The sequence below is a fragment of the Streptomyces sp. NPDC002787 genome (assembly GCF_053592095.1).
This window is the reverse complement of the sequence record NZ_JBSFVC010000046.1, coordinates 1-20,349: the sequence shown is the minus strand read 5'-3', so window position 1 is coordinate 20,349 and position 20,349 is coordinate 1. Positions and strand designations below refer to the sequence as shown.

The following is a 20,349-nucleotide window of genomic DNA, read 5'->3' as shown; positions in this document are numbered from 1 at the left end:
ACCCGCATCGGATCGACGGCGACCCGGCGACGGTGCACAAGTGGCTGGTGCGACCTCTGAGACGAAAAAACCCCGGGCGGCGGTTGCCGCCCGGGGCCGGTCAATCTCCCCGGCGACTCAGCCGCGCCCGTCTTCCTCTTCGTCCTCTCGGTCATCATCCTCGTCGAGACCCCATTCCGGCGAATCGGGGTCGTAGTCGATGCCCTCGCTGCTCCAGGAGGCCTGGGCGAGTTCGACCCCCGGCACCTCCCCGACCAGGTCGAACGGGTCGATCAGGTAGGCGAGGGCCTCCGCCGTGTCCTCCGTCACCGCGCTCTCGGCGTGTACCCGCTCATCGGCCGGCATATCGGAGTCGTCGGCGATCCGCCGCAGAGCGGCCCCGGTGATGGCCTCGACGTTCTCGACCTCCACCACCAATTCCACGCGCAGCCGGACAAACTGTGATGTCTCAGTTGTACTCATGCTCCGGAGCGTACGGCTCACAGGTCACGCGACTTTCCCGCGACCCGCGCCTTTCATTAGCATCGCTCCCTACGGCCAATTCGCCAGCACCACAAGGGGATCGATATTCCGTGTCCGTCGCACGTCGCGCGTCGTCCACCGCCCGCCGATCGCTGCTGACCGCCACCGCCGCGGGCACCCTCCTGGGTGCCCTCTGGTTCGTGCCGTCCGCCAACGCGACGCAGGACGAGGCGGTCATACGACAGCGGACGACCACTACGACCTCCACGGACGCCTCCGGCACGGAGACCGGCCAGGACACCGAACTGGCCAACACCGGCAGCCCCAACACCACGCCCTACGTCATCGGCGGCACCACCATGCTGGGCCTGGGCGCGGCCTTCATCGCCTACTCCGTCCGCCGGGAACGCGAGGCGTACGAACCGTTGAGCGGCGCGTAGTTCGTCCGCGGGTCCGTAGGGCGTCTCGCGCAGTTCCCCGCGCCCCTGCTTTTTGAGGGGCGCGGGGAACTGTGCGACCAGCCCCCACCGGACCCGCGGATGGGGGTCGAAGGGGCACAGCCCCTGGTGGGGGCACCTCCCGCTCGAGCGAAGCCGAGAGTGGGGGAGGGACGGGTAGGTCGGCGGGGGCGAGAAAAGTCAGGCGAGCGGCCCGGTGACAGCCTCCGCGGCCGCCACCAACCGCCCCTCCCGAACGAACACCTCGGCCAACGCCAGATCAGGCGCGAGAAACCGATCCGGCCCGGCCCCCTCGACCCCGGCCCCCCGCAGCGCCTCCACCACCGCCCGCGTAGCCGGCGCGGCCGTCAGCCCCTCCCGCAACTCCACGGCCCGAGTCCCGGCGTACAACTCCACCGCCAGCACCCGCCCCAGCCCCTCCACAGCCGTACGCAACTTCCGCGCGGCCGCCCACCCCATCGAGACGTGGTCCTCCTGCATCGCGGAGGACGGAATCGAGTCCGCGGACGCCGGCACGGCCAGCCGCTTCAGCTCACTCACCAGCGCCGCCTGCGTGTACTGCGCGATCATCAGCCCGGAGTCGACCCCGGCGTCGTCCGCGAGGAACGGCGGCAACCCGTGCGACCGGTTCTTGTCCAGCAACCGATCCGTACGTCGCTCCGCGATCGACGCGAGGTCCGCCACCGCGATCGCCAGGAAGTCCAGCACGTACGCGACCGGCGCTCCGTGGAAGTTCCCGTTGGACTCGACCCGCCCGTCCGGAAGGACCACGGGATTGTCGACCGCCGCCGCCAACTCCCGCTCGGCGACCAGCCGCGCGTGTGTGACGGTGTCCCGCCCCGCCCCGGCCACCTGCGGAGCGCACCGCACGGAGTAGGCGTCCTGCACCCGGGGCGCGTCGTCCTGGTGGTGCCCGGTCAGGCCCGAACCCTTCAGCACGGCGAGCATGTTGGCGGCGGAGGCCGCCTGGCCGGGGTGCGGGCGGATGGCGTGCAGCTCGGGCGCGAGGACCTTGTCGGTGCCGAGCAGTGCCTCCAGGGAGATCGCGGCGGTGATGTCGGCCGACGTGTACAGCCTCTCCAGGTCGGCCAGCGCCATGACCAGCATGCCGAGCATGCCGTCGGTGCCGTTGAGGAGGGCCAACCCCTCCTTCTCGCGCAGCTCCACGGGCGCGATGCCGTGCGCGGCGAGCAGCTCAGCGGCGGGCCGTACGACGCCGTCCGGCCCCTCCGCGTCCCCCTCACCCATCAGCGTGAGCGCGCAGTGGGACAGCGGCGCCAGGTCGCCGGAGCAGCCGAGGGAGCCGTACTCGTGGACGACGGGGGTGATGCCGGCGTTGAGGACGTCGGCCATGGTCCGCGCGACCTCGGGCCGTACGCCGGTGCGGCCGGAGCAGACGGTCTTCAGCCGCAGGAACATCAGCGCGCGGACGACCTCGCGCTCCACCCGCGGCCCCATGCCGGCCGCGTGGGAGCGGACGATGTTGCGCTGGAGCCGGGCGCGCAGTTCCGGGCTGATGTGCCGGGTCGCGAGGGCGCCGAAGCCGGTGGAGACCCCGTAGACGGGGTCGGGCTTGGCCGCCAGCGCGTCCACGATCTCGCGGGCCGCGGCGAGGGCGGCCACCGCCTCGTCGGAGAGCTCGACCCGGGCGCCGGCGCGCGCCACGGCGATGACGTCGGCCGCGGTGACCCCGGACGTCCCGAGCACCACCGTGTCCACAGAGTGCATATCCATATTCAGGATCGTAGGGACTGAATCGCCGAATGTCACGACCGCACGAGGGAAGAGGCCCTTACCTGGCCGGACAGAAGGCTCCGGCCCATCTCCACGCCCTGGGAGGCTGCGGCGGAGTCGGCGGCGAGGCTATCCGCGTAGATCAGAAAACGGTTAGAAAACGGTCAGAGAACCCTCCGAAATTGATCAGAATGCCCCGGCTCGGGCCTTTGGCGGCACCCGCTCGCCATAGGGTCGAACCACCACCACGGACCACCTTCCCCGGCATCACCGCACCCCCACGCCCCCACGGACCACCCCCACCGACCAGCCCACGGCTCACTCCCCCTTGGCCGTGGGCAGCCCAGGACCGCGCGCTGACTCGACCCGTCGCGCGGCCCGCCCTAGGACCGGCGCCCTCGAATGCGGCGCCGGTCCCCCGGGTGCGCGGGATCGACCGGAGGGGGCGGCCGGTCGGCGAGGCTGACCACCGGGTCCTCGGCCCCCTCGCCCTCCCGCCCCGCGACGACCGGCTCGACGGAACCGGCGGCCTTGGCCCGGTACTGCGCGGCGTCGGCGAGCCGGAAGAGCCGCCGGGCCGAGCGCAAAGGCCCGATCGGATCCCCGGTGGAGGCGACCCCGCAGGCGACCCCGTCGCCCGGCTCCAGCTCCCGCGCCCGTACGCAGAGGTCACCGGCCACCCGTACCACCTCGTCCGCCGACGGCCCCACCGCGAGCAGACAGAACTCGTCGCCGCCGAGCCGCGCGGCCAGCACCTTCGGCAGTTCGGCCGCGCACCGCGAGAGCACCGAGCCGAAGCGCTCCAACACCTGGTCCCCCACCGCGTGTCCATAGGAGTCGTTGACCTTCTTCAGACCGTTGAGGTCGCAGACCACGAGGCTGATCACCGTGCCGTCGCGCCGGTGGGCCTCCATCGCCTCGTCGAGCCGGAGGTCGACCGCGCGGCGGTTTCCGAGCCCGGTGAGGGGGTCGGTGAAGGCGAGCCGCCGGGCCTCCTCCAGCCGCTCGGACTGCGCGAGCCCCGCCGCCACGACCGAGGCGAGCACGGTCGCGAAGGCGGCGTCGCCGCCGTGGAAGACGGGCTCCCCGGCGGGCCTGGCCACATACAGCTCGCCCCACGCCCTGCCGTTCAGCACGACGGGCGCCACCACACAGCAGCCGCGTCCGCGCCGCCGCAGCGCGGCGACCCGCTGATGGCAGTAGCCGCCCGGCCGCCGCCCGGCGGCAGGCCCGGCCGCCGTCTCCACCCAGGCGTTGGGCTCACCACCCTCCAGCCACCGCTCGTGCAGGAACTCCGCGATCTCCGGGAACTCGTGCACCGGGTACGTCTCGTCCTCGGGGAACTCCTCCTCGTCCGCCGCCCGGTTCCCCACATTGACGAGCACCCGCAGCAGCCCCCGCTCCCGCTCCCACACGGACAGCGCGGCGAAGCTCCCGGACAGGGCCCGGCACGAGCCGTCCGCGGCCGCCCACCACGTCTCCCGGGGCGTACGCGCACCGGCCATCCCACGCGCCAACGCCACCACGGCCCTGAGCCGCCTGTCCTCACCCATCACTCCAGGCTAGGGAGCTTTAACCCGTTTTGAGACGTTGGCGGGGCGAACAGGGGTACGGGGCGGGGGCCGGCAGGCGGGGGGGGAGGGGTTGACATGGGAAGGGTACGGGCGGGTGGACGAGGGGCACCGACCCGAAAGGCGACGGGTACCGCCCGCTCCCAGCGGGGTACGGGCCGGCTGGCGGGGGCGGTGGGCAGGGGGCCGCCGGGTCGGTGGCTGTCTGTCACTCGCCCGGCCAGTCGGGCTTCCGCTTCTCGTTGAAGGCGGCCACGCCCTCCGCACGATCGCCCGAGAAGGCCGTGGAACGCCATGCCGCGTCCTCGACCTCCAGCCCGGCCGGCAGGTCGAGCCCCTGCCCGAGCCGCAACGCGCGCTTGGCCGCGCGCAGCCCGACGGGCGAGTTCGCGGCGATCCGCGCGGCCAGCGCCAGCGCCTCGTCCCGGTCCCGCCCCTCCTCCACCAACTGGTCCACGAGCCCCAACTCCCGCGCCTCCACGGCCTCCAGCCGACGCGCCGTGAAGATCAGCTCGGCGGCCCGCGCGGCCCCCACCCGACGCGGCAGCAACTGCGTACCCCCGCCGCCCGGAATCACCCCCACCGACACCTCGGGCAACCCCACCACCGCCGTGCGGTCGGCCACGATCAGGTCGCAGGACAGGGCGAGTTCGAAGCCACCGCCCAGCGCGAAGCCGTGCACGGCGGCGACAGTGGGCATCGGCAACTGCAGTACACCGGTGTACGCCGCCCGCGCGACGGGCCGCTGCCGCACCAGTTCGGCGTCACTGAACGAGTTCCGCTCCTTCAGATCCGCCCCCACGCAGAACGCCCGCTCATGGGTCGACGTCACCACGACCACGCGTACGTCCCCGTCGGCGGCCAACGCGTCGCACGCCGCGGCGATGGAACGGGCCATGCCGGTCGACACCGCGTTCATGGCCTTGGGCCGATCAAGCACGAGCTCGGCGGCATACCCATGCCGCCGCACCCCGACGAACTCCCCGAACCGCCGCTCGTCCGCTTCCGCCGCCGCGCCGCCGCCCATGACACCCTCCCGGTTAACGCCGGTTAACAACCTGCCGCCTCGATCATCCCAGCCGAGCCCCTCCAGGGAAAGCCCGGACGGGGGCAGGTGCGGGGAACAAGCTCCCGTAGCGGCTGAGGACACGGGAAGGGCCGGACGGAAGGCGTGGCCAAAGCCCGGTCAGCGGGCGAGCCCCGCCGCACCCTCGGCAACCAGTTGGCACCCTCGGCAACCGGTTGGCGCCCTCGGCAGCCGACCGGCGACCTCGGCAACCGACCGGCAAACTCGGCAACCGTTTGGCCCCCCTACCGATCGGCAACCGCCGCACCCCATGGCAACCTCCGCGGCCGTTTCCCCGTTCGAGTGACATCCGGCCCTTGTCCGACCACGAACCACACCCCGCCACATAACCTGCGCTCCGCCACAGGCGCACCGGGGGACACGGGCGCGCAGGGGAGGGACGGACTATGACGACGCACACGGCAACCAGGCCGGCGCCGACCACGACGACAGCACCGACCACGGCACGGTGGGTGCCACAACAGCCGTCGGGGGCGGTGCCGAGGCATGCGACGCCCGCGCCTTCCGGGCCACCGGGGTCGCCGATGCCGTCGTCGAACCCGGGGGCATCGGCGCCGGGGCCGTCGGGCCCGTCGGAGCCGTCCGCGAGGACCACGGCACCCACGTCCCCCAGGGCACCAGGGTCACCCGGGCTGTCACGGACACCGGCGCCGACAGGACCATCGGCACCCCCCAGACCGTCGATGCCGTCGGAGTCCGCCGGGGCGTCGGCTCCCTGGAGGCCCTCGGCGACGCCCGCGACCACCTCCTCGCCGGGCGCTCCCCTGCCCTCCACAGTTGCCCTGGACCAGGTCGAGGTCTCCCCCGGCCACGAGGCGCCCCGCCCACGAGGCCGGCACCGTCGGCCCCGGCCCCGGAAGCTGCTGTTCGCGATGGGCGGGATGGCACTGGCGGCCGGGGCGCTGAGCCTCCTGCGGCTGTCGTCGGATCCGGCCGGCGGCGGTGCCGCGGGCCCGGCCCCGATGGCGGCCGACGACGTCACGGACGAGGCGGCCAACGCCGGAGCGACGGTGGGAGACGAACCCTCGGCGGACGCGGGCACCCCGACCGCCGACGCACCGATGGGCGACGGGAACCCCTCATCGACTCAGCCATCGTCTCCAGGGGCGGCCGCCCCCACACCGACCCCTTCGTCCTTCCCGTCCGCCCCCTCCTTCGGCGTCGAGATCCCCTCCGCCCCAGGCGCCCGCGCCCTCCCCGAAGACCCGACCACGCCGGGCAACCCCGACGCCGCGCAGACGCCCGCGGCGCCCCGCACCCCCGATTCCCCTCGCCCCAGCCAGCCCGCCCAGCCACCGGCGGCGGCAGCCCCCCAGCAACCGACCGCTCCCGGCTCCCCGACGTCCCCCGGCGACACGGCAACCCCCACGAACACGGGAAAGCCGGACCTGTGCGTCCCCCTCGTCGGACTGTGCGTCAACGACACGCTCGGCCGGTGACACGGCCACCCCGCTCCGGCCGGCCCGGAGCGGGACCGACACCGGACATCGACAACCGGCCGCGCCCACACCCCACGGCCGCAGCCCCTTACGGCTTCCCCGGCCTCCGCGTGAGCAGCCACGGCTGCACGACACCCAGACCGCGCACCGGCCGCTGCCACATGGGCTGGAGGGCGAAGCGGTAGGTCGGCGGTTCCTCGCCCTCCTTCTCCGCGGCGGCCGCGGCTTCGGCGGCCTCGGCCTCCGACGCGGGGGCCTCACCGGTGCGGGTCAGCTCCTCGGCGAAGGCACCGTCGACGAGGACCGCGTCCTTCGGCGCTATCGAGGTGAGCCGGCTCGCGAGGTTCACGGTCGAACCGAACACATCGCCCATCCGGGTCGTCACCGTGCCGAAGGCCATGCCGACGCGCAGTTCGGGCATGGTCTCGTCGTTCGCCATGGTCTCGATGAGCCGGAGGGCGATCTCCGCGGCGACGCCGGCGTCGTCCGTGGCGTACAGAACCTCGTCCCCGAGGGTCTTGATGAGCCGCCCCCCGTTCGCGGCCACCAGGTCCGCCGCCGTGGTCTCGAACGCCTCGACGAGCTCGCCGAGCTCCTCCTCCTCCATACGGCGGGTCAGCCGCGTGAAGCCGACGAGGTCGGCGAAACAGACCGCCAGCCGCCGGTCGACCATCTCCTCGTCGTCCGCGGCCTGCACGACCCGCCCGGTGGCGGCGGCGAGCTGACGCCGCCAGACGTAGACGAGGAACTCCTCCAGCTCCGGCAGCAACAGCTCGACCAGGGGATACGTCACCTCGGTACGGGTCATCCCCGGCTCCGGCGGCTCGGTCAGGCCCTCCAGGAAGGAGTCGATCTGCCACTCGGCGAGCCGTGCCGTGGTCTGCCCGGTGGAACGTGCCACCTGCACCGCCATGGCCTCGCTCAACAGCCCCGCCTCGACGAGACCGGCGAGCCGCCGGAGCGCCAGTACGTCCGCCTCGGTCAGCGCCTTGGCCTGGCCGATGTCCGCGAAGCCCATGGCCCGCCAGAAACGGGACGCCAGCTCCATGGACACGCCCGCGCTGCGCGCCGCCTGAAAGGGGGTGTAGCGGCGCTCGGCCCCGAGGATGAGCCCTTCGAGCCGCAGCGCCAGCGGGTCCTCCTCGCCGGCGTCCGCACCGTGGGAGTCCCCTCGCTCGACAGACGCCGAGAGCGGGGGAGGCTCCACGCGGCCATGCGCGTCCGTGCCGGACCCCGTGTCCTCGACGCTCACGCCTGCTGCCCTTCCGATCTACCGCGGTCACGTACTCGACCGGCCTCAACTCTACGGCAGGTGTGCGCCAGCTCACTCCGTCAGGTGGGGCCGATGGTGGGCGCCCCGCGTGTTCAGCGGGGCACCCGGCGTCGGTGCGAGCCCCTGGGGGCGACGCCCCCGCACCCCCGCCGCCGCCCTCCGGGGCCGTTCTCGAACACCGGACGGGCTCGTTGTCCGCGCTGCCGGGTGCCCATGCCACAGGGCACCCACACGTCACAGGTCACACAGGCCGCAAGTGCACGATGTCCCCCGCACCCACCGGCTCCTGCACGCCGTCCTCCGTCGCGAGGACCAGCCGCCCGTCCCCGTCCACCGCCACGGCCTCCCCCACGATCGACCGGTCGCCGGGCAGCTCGGCCCGCACCTTGCGTCCCAAGGTCGCGCACCCGGCGGCGTACGTCTCCTGGAGACCGCTCACCGAGGGGTCGCCCCCGGCGGCACGCCACCGCCCGTACCAGTCCTCCAGGGCGCGCAGCACGGCCCGGAGCAGCGGATCACGGTCGGTGGTCAGCGCACCCGCGAGGCCGAGCGACCCGGCCGTGGGCACCGGCAGCTCCTCCTCCCGCAGGCTCACATTGACGCCGATACCGACCACGACCCCCTCCGCGCCGGCACGCTCCGCGAGGATGCCGCCGGCCTTGCGCTCCTCACCGGCCACGGTCACCAGCAGGTCGTTGGGCCACTTGAGCGAGGTGTCGATCCCGGCGACCCGGGACAGGCCTGTCGCGACGGCGACGCCGGTGAGGAGGGGCAGCCAGCCCCACTGGTGGACGGGCACCTCGCGCGGTTTGAGGAGGACGGAGAAGAACAGACCCGAGCGCGGGGGCGCGGTCCAGATCCGGTCGAGCCGGCCGCGCCCCGCGTTCTGCTCCTCGGCGACGAGCACCGCCCCCTCGGGCAGCCGGTCGGCGCGCCCCGCGAGATCGGTGTTGGTGGAGCCGATGACCGGCACCACGTCCAGGGAACTCCACAGCCCGCCCTCCCGGACCAGGGCCCGGCGCAGGGAGGCGGAGTTGAGGGGCGGCCGGCCGAGGTCAGACCAACGGTCCGACCTCGGCTCACCCGGTCCGCTGGACGGGTCTCCTTGTGCACCTGGTGGGGTTGTCATGCAACCCACCCTAGGTTTGACATCCTCCGCCCCGCGAGAAAGGGACGGATTCCAGCCCTGACGAGCTGAGGTTCACGGGCGCTCGATCACTCTCGTGACGCCACCCCTCCGACGTGTCCCGCCGCGACGCACCGATCGCACAACCGGAAGGGGTCGGGAGTGTGGTAAACGCCGCACTGCCGAAGGCCAGGTGCAGCACTACTCTACGGATGAGTAACCCCACACACTTCTGAGCACGCACCTGATCCACCGCACGACCCTCACCCTCACGTCCCCATTGAGCAGCCAGGGAGCCGTATCCCGATGTCCGAGCCGGAAGAGCCAGCAAGCATCGACATTCACACGACCGCGGGGAAGCTCGCGGATCTGCAGCGCCGTATCCATGAGGCGACGCACGCCGGCTCCGAGCGCGCGGTGGAGAAACAGCACGCCAAGGGCAAGTTGACGGCCCGTGAGCGGATCGAACTGCTCCTCGACGAGGACTCCTTCGTGGAGTTCGACGAGTTCGCCCGCCACCGTTCCACCGACTTCGGCATGGAGAACAACCGCCCGTACGGCGACGGCGTCGTGACCGGCTACGGAACGGTCGACGGCCGCCCGGTCGCCGTCTTCTCCCAGGACTTCACCGTCCTCGGCGGCTCGCTCGGCGAGGTCTTCGGCCAGAAGATCATGAAGGCGATGGACTTCGCCCTGAAAACGGGCTGCCCCGTCATCGGCATCAACGACTCCGGCGGCGCCCGTATCCAGGAGGGCGTCATGGCCCTCGGCATGTACGGCGAGATCTTCCGCCGCAACACCCACGCCAGCGGTGTCATCCCGCAGATCAGCCTGGTCGTCGGCCCGTGCGCGGGCGGCGCCGTGTACTCCCCCGCGATCACCGACTTCACGGTCATGGTCGACCAGACCTCGCACATGTTCATCACCGGCCCGGACGTCATCAAGACGGTCACCGGCGAGGACGTCGGTTTCGAGGAACTGGGCGGCGCCCGCACCCACAACGCGACCTCGGGTGTGGCCCACCACATGGCGGGTGACGAGAAGGACGCCATCGAGTACGTCAAGCAGCTCCTGTCCTATCTCCCCTCGAACAACCTCAGCGAGCCCCCGGCCTTCCCCGAGCAGGCGGACCTCGCCGTCACGGACGAGGACCGCGAGCTGGACGTACTGGTCCCCGACAGCGCGAACCAGCCGTACGACATGCACACGGTGGTCGAACACGTCCTGGACGACTCGGAGTTCTTCGAGACCCAGGCCCTCTTCGCCCCGAACATCCTCACCGGCTTCGGCCGCGTGGAGGGCCACCCGGTCGGCATCGTCGCCAACCAGCCCATGCAGTTCGCCGGTTGCCTGGACATCGACGCCTCCGAGAAGGCGGCGCGCTTCGTCCGCACCTGCGACGCCTTCAACGTCCCGGTCCTCACCTTCGTCGACGTCCCCGGCTTCCTCCCGGGCGTCGGCCAGGAGCACGAGGGCATCATCCGCCGAGGCGCCAAACTCATCTACGCCTACGCCGAGGCGACCGTTCCCCTCATCACGGTCATCACCCGCAAGGCCTTCGGCGGCGCCTACGACGTCATGGGCTCCAAGCACCTCGGCGCCGACCTCAACCTCGCCTGGCCCACCGCCCAGATCGCCGTCATGGGCGCCCAGGGCGCGGTCAACATCCTCCACCGCCGCACGATCGCCGCCGCCTCGGACGAGGAGCGCGAGGAGGTCCGCGCCCGCCTCATCCAGGAGTACGAGGACACCCTCCTCAACCCCTACACGGCGGCCGAACGCGGCTACGTCGACGCGGTGATCATGCCGTCCGACACCCGCCGCCACATCGTCCGCGGCCTGCGTCAACTGCGCACCAAGCGGGAATCCCTCCCCCCGAAGAAGCACGGAAACATCCCCCTCTAGGTCCGCTGGGAGCCGACATGACCATCAAGGTCGTACGGGGCAATCCGACCCCGGAGGAGCTGGCCGCCGCCCTGGCGGTCGTGCGAGCGCGCGCCGCGGCGGCAGCCACCGAGCCGCCCGGCGCGCCCACCACCCGGGACTCCTGGTCCGACCCGTCCCGCATCGCCGCCCACCGTCTCCCGGCCCCGGGCCCCACCACGTGGAGCCGCACCTACTGGCCCGGCTGAGCGGAACCTCACCTCTCCACTTGAGTACGCGTACTCAGGCGCCCGGCCCTCCGAGCGACGCACCATCGCCCTATGCTCTGGTCCGACCCTGAGAACGAGCCGCCGAAGGAACTGCGCGACACGCAGGCCATGCTTCGGCGGCTCGGCGTGCTCATCGCCCTGGCCATGCTCCTGGCGATGTTCGTACTCGGCGTCCTCTGACCCTGCCGCGCCCAGGCCAGGGCGGCCGCGCACGAACGCAGGGAGCGCCACCGAAGACGCGGAACCCCCACGTCGCCGGTCGGCCGCGTACGTCGAGAAGGGGGCGTGCCCCGGCACACCCCCGACCCACAACTCACCGCAGGCGAACGCGCGCCCCCGCGACCCCCAGCAGGCCGCCGCAGGCACCGACGGCCCCCACCCCGCCGATATCCTGACCGCATGACCGAACCGCAGCCGCGCCGTCGCCTAGTACTCGCCTCCCAGTCCCCCGCCCGGCTCAACCTGCTGCGCCAGGCCGGCCTCGCCCCCGAGGTGATCGTCAGCGGTGTCGACGAGGACGCGGTGACCGCCCCCACCCCCGCCGACCTCGCCCTCGCCCTGGCCGAGGCCAAGGCCTCCGTCGTCGCCGCGAGGCCCGAGGTCAAGGGCGCCCTGGTCATCGGCTGCGACTCGGTCCTCGACCTCGACGGCGAGGCCCTCGGCAAGCCCGCCGACGCCGAGGAGGCCACGGCCCGCTGGAAGTCCATGCGCGGCCGGGCCGGCACCCTCCAGACCGGCCACTGCGTCTACGACACCGCCACCGGCCGCTACGCCTCCGCCACCGCCTCCACGGTCGTCCACTTCGGCGACCCCAGCGACGAGGAGATCGCCGCGTACGTCGCCTCCGGCGAACCCCTCCACGTGGCGGGCGCGTTCACCCTCGACGGCCGCTCGTCCCCCTTCATCGACGGCATCGACGGCGACCACGGCAACGTCATCGGCATCAGCCTGCCCCTGCTCCGCCGCCTGCTGGCCCAACTGGGCGTAGGCATCACAGAGCTGTGGACGCCCCGCGAGAAGTGATCAGGACGCACCCGGCGCGGAAGGAGCGCCCGGCGACGAGGGAGCACCCGGCACGGCGTCGGCGACCGCGTCCTGCCGGTCGTACGTCATCAGCGTGAGCAGCACCAGCCCCAGCACGATCATCATGAACGCGAAGGCGCCCCACCCGACCAGCCCCACGGTGAGCGCCCCGAGCAGACCGTGCACGACGGCCACGCTGATGAGCAGGATGCGCCCCAGCCCGGCGGCGGGCCGGTCGCGCAGCGCGACGAGAAGGGCGACCACGCCGCAGAGGACGAAGTAGAGGCCGAAGACCACGCCCCCGACCTTCGTCGACACGGACATCGCATCGGGATCGAGCCCGGCGAGCGACATCTTCTGCCGGTCGACGACCGTGCCGAGGAACCACTGCAGCCCGGCGATCCCGAGCCCTTCCGCGCACAGCACGATCGCCGTGACCACCGCCACCGGTCTGCGGATCACCGGCCCCACCCACTTCCGCTCTCGCCTTGCCGCTTGCCACCCCGGCGGCTCCCGCCGCTCATCCGTTACCCCAGGTAGGCGTTCGAGACATCACGAACGCTACTAACGGGTAAACCGGGGGACAAGGGTTCTCGCGCGAGCAAAGAATCATTGGGCCATTAGTAGGGACTCCACAAAGAAACCCAACCTGCCGCAGCGCTGCCGCACAGAGACCTTGACCACATCAGAGGGCTAGGGTTTCCGCGTGGAGTCCTGCGCCATGCTGTGCGACAAGGGATTTCGCCGGTCGAGCAAGCCTCGTTTCACGCTCCGTGTGGGCAAGCTCACCATTGTGGACGGGTCGAAACGCCGTGTCGGCAGTCCCTAAACTCGGCTTGTTTCAAGGAGAGGGAGCCATCGTGCGCAAGGTGTTGATCGCCAACCGAGGCGAAATCGCTGTCCGCGTCGCCCGGGCGTGCCAGGACGCCGGGATCGCGAGCGTGGCCGTGTACGCCGATCCGGACCGGGACGCTCTGCACGTCCGTGCGGCGGACGAGGCGTTCGCCCTGGGCGGTGACACTCCCGCCACCAGCTACCTGGACATCGCCAAGGTGCTGCAGGCGGCCAAGGACTCCGGTGCGGACGCGATCCACCCGGGCTACGGCTTCCTCTCGGAGAACGCGGAGTTCGCCCAGGCGGTCCTGGACGCGGGTCTGATCTGGATCGGCCCGCCCCCGCAGGCCATCCGCGACCTCGGCGACAAGGTGGCGGCCCGGCACATCGCCCAGCGCGCGGGCGCCCCGCTGGTCGCGGGCACCCCGGACCCGGTCTCGGGCGCCGAGGAGGTCGTGGCGTTCGCCGAGGAGCACGGTCTGCCGATCGCCATCAAGGCGGCCTTCGGTGGCGGTGGCCGTGGCCTGAAGGTCGCCCGCACCCTCGAAGAGGTGCCCGAGCTGTACGACTCGGCCGTCCGCGAGGCGGTCGCGGCGTTCGGCCGGGGCGAGTGCTTCGTGGAGCGCTACCTCGACAAGCCCCGCCACGTGGAGACCCAGTGCCTGGCCGACTCCCACGGCAACGTGGTCGTGGTCTCCACCCGTGACTGCTCCCTGCAGCGCCGCCACCAGAAGCTGGTGGAGGAGGCCCCGGCCCCCTTCCTCTCCGAGGCGCAGAACGCGGAGCTGTACGCGGCGTCGAAGGCCATCCTGAAGGAGGCCGGCTACGTCGGCGCCGGCACGGTGGAGTTCCTGGTCGGCGCCGACGGCACGATCTCCTTCCTGGAGGTCAACACCCGTCTCCAGGTCGAGCACCCGGTCACCGAGGAGGTCACCGGCATCGACCTGGTCCGCGAGATGTTCCGCATCGCCGACGGCGAGGAGCTCGGCTACGACGACCCGCCGCTGCGCGGCCACGCCTTCGAGTTCCGCATCAACGGCGAGGACCCGGGCCGCAACTTCCTCCCCGCCCCCGGCACGGTCACCACGTTCACCCCGCCCGCCGGCCCCGGCGTCCGCCTGGACGCGGGCGTGGAGTCCGGCAGCGTCATCGGCCCCGCCTGGGACTCCCTCCTCGCGAAGCTGATCGTCACCGGCGCCACCCGCCGGCAGGCGCTGCAGCGCGCGGCGCGCGCCCTGAACGAGTTCCAGGTCGAGGGCATGGCCACGGCGATCCCCTTCCACCGCGCGGTGGTCAAGGACCCGGCGTTCGCCCCCGAACTCTCCGGCTCCACGGACCCCTTCACGGTCCACACCCGCTGGATCGAGACCGAGTTCGTCAACGACATCAAGCCCTTCGCGGCTCCCACGGACACCGCCGAGGCCGACGACGACACCGACCGCGAGACGATCGTCGTCGAGGTCGGCGGCAAGCGCCTGGAGGTCTCCCTCCCCGCCGCCCTCGGTATGACCCTGGCCCGCACCGGCCTCGCGGCGGGCGCCAAGCCCAAGCGCCGCGCGGCGAAGAAGTCCGGCCCCGTCGCCTCCGGCGACACCCTCGCCTCGCCCATGCAGGGCACGATCGTCAAGATCGCCGTCGAGGAGGGCCAGGAGGTCAAGGAGGGCGACCTCGTCGTCGTCCTTGAGGCCATGAAGATGGAGCAGCCCCTCAACGCCCACCGCTCCGGCACCATCAAGGGCCTGACCGCCGAGGTCGGCGCCTCCATCACCTCCGGCGCGGCCATCTGCGAGATCAAGGACTGACCCGTACGTGGAACCCCCGCGCCCTGAAAGGGGCGCGGGGAACTGCGCGAGAAGCCCCACCCACCCGCACCCGCGCAACTACGCCCGTCACCCGAGCTCTTAGGCTGAAGACGCCCCCGCCGGAAGAGAGCAGGTGAAGCCGCGATGACCCCCACCCCGGTCAAGCCCCCCGCAGCAGGCCGGAGGCCGATGCGCGCGGACGCCCGCCGCAACCACGCCCGCCTGCTCACCGCCGCCCGCCTCGCCTTCGCGGCCCACGGCACGACCGCCTCGCTCGAAGACATCGCCCGCCGAGCGGACGTGGGCATCGGCACCCTCTACCGCCACTTCCCCAACCGCCAGGCCCTGCTGAGCGCGGTCTTCGAGGAAGCCGTCGGCGACCTTCTGGCGCGGGCGCGGGAGCAACTCGACGCGGACCGGCCCTGCACGGCCCTCGTCACCTGGTTGCGCGACATCATCACCCGCGCGGGTGAATACCGAGGTCTTGCGCAGGCCTTGATGACGGTCTCGTACGCGGACTCGCGCGCCGAAGCGGCGAACGCCTCGGACCTGGCCCGGTGCTGCGCCCCCATCCGGGAGGCGGGCGCCGCTCTCCTCGAGCGGGCGCAGCAGGCCCACGCCGTACGCGACGATGTATCCATCGGCGACCTGCTGCAGCTCACCCACGCGATCGCGCTGGCGGCCGAGGAAACCCCGGACGACCCGGAACTGGCCGACCGCCTGCTGAATCTGACACTGCGTGGCCTGAAGCCGTAACCGCCGGCACCAGGCACCCGACAGCGCGGCGCAGCGCGCCCGCCCCTGCCGCCGACGCGGCTCTCCCCACAGGGGGCGTCAGCCGTCCTACCGGCGGCGCAGATCCGCGACCCGAGCCGCCCGCTCGCGCTCCCGTTCACCGGTCGGCGGCTGCTCTCCCATGGCCGTGGCGCTGCGCAGCTGTGGCGCGGTGCCGTGGACCTGGTTGCGGCGGGGCCCCGGAAGGGGCACGTCCCGGCGCGACGGGCGCGCCGGGACGGGATCGCCTCCCGTACCACCGCCGCCCGATGCCCCGGCCACGGAGATCTGCACGCCCTGGTCCGCCAGGGCCTGCAACTCGGGGACCGCGCGGTCGTCATGGCCCGGCGGGTCGTCGGTGACCAGTCGGGTGATCACATCGGTCGGCACCGTCTGGAACATGGTGTCGGTGCCGAGCTTGGTGTGATCGGCGAGGACGACGACCTCGGCGGCGGCCTGGACCAGCGCGCGGTCGACGGACGCCGACAGCATGTTGGACGTGGACAGGCCGCGCTCGGCGGTCAGTCCGCTCCCGGAGAGGAAGGCCTTGGAGACGCGCAGCCCCTGGAGGGACTGCTCGGCGCCGGAACCGACCAGGGCGTAGTTGGAACCGCGCAGGGTACCGCCGGTCATCACGACCTCCACACGGTTGGCGTGGGCCAACGCCTGGGCCACCAACAGGGAGTTGGTGACGACGGTCAGCCCGGGGACCCGCGCGAGCCGGCGTGCCAGCTCCTGCGTGGTGGTCCCCGCCCCGACCACGATGGCCTCGCCTTCTTCGACGAGGCTCGCGGCAAGGTCGGCGATGGCCGTTTTCTCGGCGGTCGCGAGATGAGACTTCTGCGGAAAGCCGGACTCCCGCGTGAACCCGCCCGGCAATACCGCACCGCCGTGCCGGCGGTCGAGGAGTCCTTCTGCCTCCAGAGCGCGCACGTCCCGCCGTACGGTCACTTCGGAGGTCTGGACGACGCGGGCGAGCTCACGGAGCGACACGGCTCCGTTGGCCCGCACCATTTCGAGGATCAATTGACGACGTTCTGCAGCGAACACGAAACTGACAGTAACGCCAACGACCATCTGCTTTCAGCAGTTTGCGCCGAATAACAGAAGTTGTTCGCACCGTGGGGCGAGAAGTGATATAGAGGCCAACCTGGACAGAAACGCGACCGTCAGGCCCCGTCGCCGGACTTGCGCGTGTGGAGCTGGCGCGCGACCTCGGCGATCGAGCCCGACAGGGACGGGTACACGGTGAAGGCCTTCGCGATCTGTTCGACTGTCAGGTTGTTGTCGACCGCGATCGAGATGGGGTGGATCAGTTCCGAGGCGCGCGGGGAGACCACGACGCCGCCGACCACGATGCCGGTGCCCGGCCGGCAGAAGATCTTGACGAAGCCGTCCCGGATGCCCTGCATCTTGGCGCGCGGGTTGCGCAGCAGCGGCAGCTTCACCCCGACGGCGTCGATGACACCGGCGTCCAGGTCGGCCTGGGTGTAGCCGACGGTGGCGATCTCGGGGTCGGTGAAGACGTTGGACGACACGGTCTTCAGGTTCAGCGGGGCCACGGCGTCGCCGAGGAAGTGGTACATGGCGATACGGCCCTGCATGGCGGCCACGGAGGCGAGCGCGAAGACGCCGGTGACGTCGCCGGCGGCGTACACGCCGGGGGCGGTGGTCCGCGAGACCTTGTCGGTCCAGATGTGACCGGACTCCTTGACCTTGACCCCGGCCTCCTCCAGGCCCATCCCCGCGCTGTTGGGGATGGCGCCGACGGCCATCAGACAGTGCGAGCCGGTGATGACCCGACCGTCGGCGAGCGTCACCTCGACCCGGTCCCCCACCCGCTTGGCGGACTGGGCCCGGGAGCGCGCCATGACGTTCATGCCACGCCGCCGGAACACGTCCTCCAGGACGGCCGCGGCGTCCGGGTCCTCGCCCGGCAGGACGCGATCACGGCTGGACACGAGCGTGACCCGCGACCCGAGCGCCTGGTAGGCGCCGGCGAACTCGGCACCGGTCACACCGGACCCGACCACGATCAGCTCTTCGGGCAGCTCGTCCAGGTCGTAGACCTGCGTCCAGTTGAGGATCCGCTCCCCGTCGGGCTGCGCGTCGGGGAGCTCACGCGGATGGCCGCCGGTGGCGATGAGCACAGCGTCGGCGGTCAGCGTCTCCTCGGACCCGTCCGCCGCCCTGACGACGACCTTGCGCGACCCGTCGAGGTCCTGCTGCCCCTCCAGCCGCCCGCGCCCGCGCATGACCCGCGCGCCGGCGCGCGTCACCGACGCCGTGATGTCGTGCGACTGCGCCAGCGCGAGCCGCTTCACACGCCGGTTGACCTTGCCGAGGTCCACGCCCACGACACGCGCGGGCGTGTCGATGTGCGGGGTGTCGTCGGCGACGATGATCCCCAGCTCCTCGTACGAGGAGTCGAAGGTCGTCATCACCTCGGCCGTCGCGATGAGGGTCTTCGACGGCACGCAGTCGGTCAGCACCGACGCCCCGCCCAGACCGTCGCAGTCCACGACGGTCACCTCCGCGCCGAGCTGCGCGGCCACCAGCGCCGCTTCATATCCGCCGGGTCCGCCACCGATGATCACGATCCGAGTCACGTACTCCATTGTCCCGTACGGACACGGGTGCCACCGAGTCGGGGGTACGGGGCGCCCCGCAAGGGTCGCGGGGAACCGCGCGACCAGCCCCGACGAACCCGCGGCCGCCGCACGACAGCCCCCCGCCCCCTCAGGCGCCCGGCCTGCCGAGCGGAGCGCTCCCGTACTCTCTCCCCCATGTCGCTCTACGCCGCCTACGCCGGCAACATGGACGCGCGGTTGATGTCCCGCCGCGCCCCCCACTCCCCGCTGCGCGCAACCGGCTGACTGAACGACTGGCGGCTGACCTTCGGCGGTGAGCACATGGGCTGGGAGGGCGCGCTGGCCACGGTCGTCGAGGCGCCGCGCTCCCAGGTCTTCGTGGCGCTGTACGACATCGCCCCCATGGACGAGGACGCGATGGACCGCTGGGTCGGCGTCGGCCTCGACATATACCGCCGGATGCGGGTCCGTGTGCACACCCTGGAGGGCGAGGAACCGGCCTGGGTCTACGTCCTCAACGGCTACGAGGGCGGCCTGCCCTCGGCCCGCTACCTGGGCGAGGTCGCCGACGCCGCCGAGTCGGCGGGCGCACCACACGATTACGTGATGGAGCTGCGCAAGCGGCCTTGCTGAGGGTGGCCGGCCCTAGACTTGGGCGACCGACGCATCAACGGGAGAAGCGCATGGCCCCCACTCCTACGTACGACGTCTATTACACGGTTCAGGCCGCCGAGGCGCGCGACCGACTGGACGACGAGCAGCGCGTCGCGTTCGACAAGGGCATCGCTCTGCTGGCCCGCGATCCGTTCCTGTCCCTGTCCCGACCCATAGGGTCCACCGGTGACGACCGCACGATCCGGCTCACGCAGAACATCCTGGTCGAGTACACGGTCAGCAGGGGCCGCCTGTTGATCTTCATCGTCGAGGTCTTCAACGACAAGGACATCCTCATCACCGAGGCCTGACGTCCCGGCCTGGACGGGGCCCCGTCCGATGACAAGTCCGTGGGACTTGGCAGGAAACGACAAGACAACGATCCCCATACCGTGAAGCCACCATCTACGCGCGTAGGCCGGAACCGGATACCCTCGTCGCGTGAACGCATCTCTTCTTCCGGACGACATCCAGGGCGACCCGTACGCCGCCGCCGAGGCCGCCGCCGCGCGCCTGCGCGAGCTGACGGGCGCCGAGACCCACGACGTCGCCCTCGTGATGGGCTCCGGCTGGGCTCCGGCCGTGGACGCCCTCGGCGCTCCCGAGGCCGAGCTCCAGGTCACAGAGCTGCCCGGTTTCCCGCCGCCTGCGGTCGAGGGCCATGGTGGCAAGATCCGCTCGTACAAGATCGGTGACAAGCGCGCGCTGGTCTTCCTGGGCCGCACCCACTACTACGAGGGCCGCGGTGTCGCCGCCGTCGCGCACGGCGTCCGTACGGCCGTCGCCGCCGGCGTCAAGACGATCGTCCTGACCAACGGCTGCGGCGGTCTGCGCGAGGGCATGCGCCCCGGCCAGCCGGTCCTGATCAGCGACCACCTGAACCTGACGGCCACGTCGCCGATCGTCGGCGCGAACTTCGTCGACCTCACGGACCTGTACTCTCCGCGCCTGCGCGCCCTCTGCAAGGAGATCGACCCCTCTCTCGAAGAGGGCGTCTACGCGCAGTTCACCGGCCCCCACTACGAGACCCCGGCGGAGATCCGCATGGCCCGCGTCATCGGCGCGGACCTGGTCGGCATGTCCACGGTCCTCGAAGCCATCGCCGCGCGTGAGGCGGGCGCCGAGATCCTGGGCATCTCCCTGGTCACCAACCTGGCGGCCGGCATGACCGGCGAACCCCTCAACCACGAAGAGGTCCTCCAGGCCGGCCGCGACTCCGCCACCCGCATGGGCGCGCTGCTGACGCAGGTCCTGGACCGGCTGTAACGCCCGGCCCCGCGGCCCGGGGGATCGAACGGGGCCGGCCCGGCGGATGAAGGGGGGGGGGGACGTGGGGGCCAGCCCCCCCCCCCCCCCCCCCGCCCCGCC

General features: G+C 71.9%; 19 protein-coding genes and 1 pseudogene. 11 read left to right on the top strand and 9 right to left on the bottom strand.

Features of this window, described 5'->3' with window-relative positions; translation table 11 throughout:
* Positions 1–117: 117 nt before the first annotated feature.
* Positions 118–462 carry a hypothetical protein gene (locus tag ACWD26_RS39810; protein WP_451277907.1) on the bottom strand — a complete coding sequence of 115 codons (345 nt, stop codon included), beginning with the start codon at positions 460–462 and terminating at the stop codon, positions 118–120.
* A 110-nt stretch (positions 463–572) separates the two neighbouring features.
* Between ACWD26_RS39810 and ACWD26_RS39805 the strand changes: the two genes are divergently transcribed.
* Entirely contained in the window at positions 573–902 is a 330-nt protein-coding gene (locus ACWD26_RS39805) for an LPXTG cell wall anchor domain-containing protein (RefSeq protein WP_451277905.1), read from the top strand.
* A gap of 198 nt (positions 903–1,100) precedes the next feature.
* On the opposite strand, the gene hutH is transcribed toward ACWD26_RS39805, so the two are convergent.
* The 3 genes from hutH to ACWD26_RS39790 all read right to left on the bottom strand — a co-directional run bounded on the left by hutH (position 1,101) and on the right by ACWD26_RS39790 (position 5,252).
* Positions 1,101–2,639, bottom strand: a complete 1,539-nt coding sequence (hutH, locus tag ACWD26_RS39800; RefSeq protein WP_451277967.1) for a histidine ammonia-lyase — start codon at positions 2,637–2,639, stop codon at positions 1,101–1,103.
* Between the two features lie 398 nt (positions 2,640–3,037).
* A complete protein-coding gene (locus ACWD26_RS39795; RefSeq protein WP_451277903.1) occupies positions 3,038–4,207 on the bottom strand; it encodes a diguanylate cyclase domain-containing protein in 1,170 nt (389 codons plus the stop codon).
* Between the two features lie 226 nt (positions 4,208–4,433).
* Positions 4,434–5,252 (bottom strand): enoyl-CoA hydratase/isomerase family protein, encoded by an 819-nt coding sequence (locus tag ACWD26_RS39790; protein WP_451277901.1) that lies wholly within the window; start codon positions 5,250–5,252, stop codon positions 4,434–4,436.
* A gap of 743 nt (positions 5,253–5,995) precedes the next feature.
* On the opposite strand from ACWD26_RS39790, the gene ACWD26_RS39785 reads away from it, so the two are divergent.
* Positions 5,996–6,751, top strand: coding sequence for a hypothetical protein (locus ACWD26_RS39785; protein ID WP_451277899.1), 756 nt, complete (start codon positions 5,996–5,998; stop codon positions 6,749–6,751).
* Between the two features lie 88 nt (positions 6,752–6,839).
* Here ACWD26_RS39785 and ACWD26_RS39780 read toward each other — a convergent pair whose 3' ends face one another.
* Positions 6,840–8,003 carry an adenylate/guanylate cyclase domain-containing protein gene (locus tag ACWD26_RS39780; RefSeq protein WP_451277896.1) on the bottom strand — a complete coding sequence of 388 codons (1,164 nt, stop codon included), beginning with the start codon at positions 8,001–8,003 and terminating at the stop codon, positions 6,840–6,842.
* Positions 8,004–8,265: 262 nt separating this feature from the next.
* Positions 8,266–9,153, bottom strand: a complete 888-nt coding sequence (locus ACWD26_RS39775; RefSeq protein ID WP_451277894.1) for a biotin--[acetyl-CoA-carboxylase] ligase — start codon at positions 9,151–9,153, stop codon at positions 8,266–8,268.
* A gap of 303 nt (positions 9,154–9,456) precedes the next feature.
* On the opposite strand from ACWD26_RS39775, the gene ACWD26_RS39770 reads away from it, so the two are divergent.
* The 4 genes from ACWD26_RS39770 (at position 9,457) to ACWD26_RS39755 (ending at position 12,326) form a co-directional block, all read left to right on the top strand.
* Positions 9,457–11,055, top strand: coding sequence for an acyl-CoA carboxylase subunit beta (locus ACWD26_RS39770; RefSeq protein ID WP_451277892.1), 1,599 nt, complete (start codon positions 9,457–9,459; stop codon positions 11,053–11,055).
* 17 nt (positions 11,056–11,072) lie between these two features.
* The gene (locus ACWD26_RS39765) at positions 11,073–11,282 is read left to right on the top strand and encodes an acyl-CoA carboxylase epsilon subunit (RefSeq protein ID WP_451277890.1); all 210 of its coding nucleotides are present in this window, start codon (positions 11,073–11,075) and stop codon (positions 11,280–11,282) included.
* 72 nt (positions 11,283–11,354) lie between these two features.
* Positions 11,355–11,483, top strand: coding sequence for a morphogenic membrane protein MmpB (mmpB, locus tag ACWD26_RS39760; protein ID WP_451277888.1), 129 nt, complete (start codon positions 11,355–11,357; stop codon positions 11,481–11,483).
* Positions 11,484–11,702: 219 nt separating this feature from the next.
* Positions 11,703–12,326 carry a Maf family protein gene (locus ACWD26_RS39755; protein ID WP_451277886.1) on the top strand — a complete coding sequence of 208 codons (624 nt, stop codon included), beginning with the start codon at positions 11,703–11,705 and terminating at the stop codon, positions 12,324–12,326.
* Here the strand turns inward: ACWD26_RS39755 and ACWD26_RS39750 are convergent, their stop codons facing one another.
* On the bottom strand, positions 12,327–12,788 hold the full coding sequence (locus ACWD26_RS39750; RefSeq protein WP_451277885.1) for a hypothetical protein: 462 nt from the start codon (positions 12,786–12,788) through the stop codon (positions 12,327–12,329).
* Positions 12,789–13,186: 398 nt separating this feature from the next.
* Between ACWD26_RS39750 and ACWD26_RS39745 the strand changes: the two genes are divergently transcribed.
* On the top strand, positions 13,187–14,962 hold the full coding sequence (locus ACWD26_RS39745) for an acetyl/propionyl/methylcrotonyl-CoA carboxylase subunit alpha (protein WP_451277883.1): 1,776 nt from the start codon (positions 13,187–13,189) through the stop codon (positions 14,960–14,962).
* 189 nt (positions 14,963–15,151) lie between these two features.
* A complete protein-coding gene (locus tag ACWD26_RS39740; protein WP_451277965.1) occupies positions 15,152–15,718 on the top strand; it encodes a TetR/AcrR family transcriptional regulator in 567 nt (188 codons plus the stop codon).
* An 87-nt stretch (positions 15,719–15,805) separates the two neighbouring features.
* On the opposite strand, the gene ACWD26_RS39735 is transcribed toward ACWD26_RS39740, so the two are convergent.
* Both ACWD26_RS39735 and ACWD26_RS39730 read right to left on the bottom strand, forming a co-directional pair.
* Positions 15,806–16,813, bottom strand: a complete 1,008-nt coding sequence (locus tag ACWD26_RS39735) for a DeoR/GlpR family DNA-binding transcription regulator (RefSeq protein WP_451277881.1) — start codon at positions 16,811–16,813, stop codon at positions 15,806–15,808.
* A gap of 92 nt (positions 16,814–16,905) precedes the next feature.
* Positions 16,906–18,354, bottom strand: coding sequence for an NAD(P)H-quinone dehydrogenase (locus ACWD26_RS39730; protein ID WP_451277880.1), 1,449 nt, complete (start codon positions 18,352–18,354; stop codon positions 16,906–16,908).
* Between the two features lie 168 nt (positions 18,355–18,522).
* Here ACWD26_RS39730 and ACWD26_RS39725 point away from each other — a divergent pair.
* From ACWD26_RS39725 to ACWD26_RS39715, 3 genes and pseudogenes are all read left to right on the top strand, one after another.
* A pseudogene (locus ACWD26_RS39725) lies at positions 18,523–18,960 on the top strand (gamma-glutamylcyclotransferase).
* 50 nt (positions 18,961–19,010) lie between these two features.
* Positions 19,011–19,292 (top strand): type II toxin-antitoxin system RelE family toxin, encoded by a 282-nt coding sequence (locus ACWD26_RS39720; RefSeq protein ID WP_451277878.1) that lies wholly within the window; start codon positions 19,011–19,013, stop codon positions 19,290–19,292.
* A 130-nt stretch (positions 19,293–19,422) separates the two neighbouring features.
* Positions 19,423–20,247: a purine-nucleoside phosphorylase gene (locus ACWD26_RS39715; RefSeq protein ID WP_451277876.1), complete on the top strand. Its 825-nt coding sequence runs from the start codon at positions 19,423–19,425 to the stop codon at positions 20,245–20,247.
* Positions 20,248–20,349: the final 102 nt, after the last annotated feature.

What these genes read in the sequence shown, in the direction of transcription:
- ACWD26_RS39810 (WP_451277907.1), bottom strand. Translation starts at nt 462, where the DNA reads ATGAGTACAACTGAGACATCACAGTTTGTCCGGCTGCGCGTGGAATTG.
- ACWD26_RS39795 (WP_451277903.1), bottom strand. Translation starts at nt 4,207, where the DNA reads ATGGGTGAGGACAGGCGGCTCAGGGCCGTGGTGGCGTTGGCGCGTGGG.
- ACWD26_RS39790 (WP_451277901.1), bottom strand. Translation starts at nt 5,252, where the DNA reads ATGGGCGGCGGCGCGGCGGCGGAAGCGGACGAGCGGCGGTTCGGGGAG.
- ACWD26_RS39785 (WP_451277899.1), top strand. Translation starts at nt 5,996, where the DNA reads ATGCCGTCGGAGTCCGCCGGGGCGTCGGCTCCCTGGAGGCCCTCGGCG.
- ACWD26_RS39775 (WP_451277894.1), bottom strand. Translation starts at nt 9,153, where the DNA reads ATGACAACCCCACCAGGTGCACAAGGAGACCCGTCCAGCGGACCGGGT.
- ACWD26_RS39770 (WP_451277892.1), top strand. Translation starts at nt 9,457, where the DNA reads ATGTCCGAGCCGGAAGAGCCAGCAAGCATCGACATTCACACGACCGCG.
- ACWD26_RS39765 (WP_451277890.1), top strand. Translation starts at nt 11,073, where the DNA reads ATGACCATCAAGGTCGTACGGGGCAATCCGACCCCGGAGGAGCTGGCC.
- mmpB (WP_451277888.1), top strand. Translation starts at nt 11,355, where the DNA reads ATGCTCTGGTCCGACCCTGAGAACGAGCCGCCGAAGGAACTGCGCGAC.
- ACWD26_RS39755 (WP_451277886.1), top strand. Translation starts at nt 11,703, where the DNA reads ATGACCGAACCGCAGCCGCGCCGTCGCCTAGTACTCGCCTCCCAGTCC.
- ACWD26_RS39740 (WP_451277965.1), top strand. Translation starts at nt 15,152, where the DNA reads ATGCGCGCGGACGCCCGCCGCAACCACGCCCGCCTGCTCACCGCCGCC.
- ACWD26_RS39735 (WP_451277881.1), bottom strand. Translation starts at nt 16,813, where the DNA reads ATGGTCGTTGGCGTTACTGTCAGTTTCGTGTTCGCTGCAGAACGTCGT.
- ACWD26_RS39730 (WP_451277880.1), bottom strand. Translation starts at nt 18,354, where the DNA reads ATGGAGTACGTGACTCGGATCGTGATCATCGGTGGCGGACCCGGCGGA.
- ACWD26_RS39720 (WP_451277878.1), top strand. Translation starts at nt 19,011, where the DNA reads ATGGCCCCCACTCCTACGTACGACGTCTATTACACGGTTCAGGCCGCC.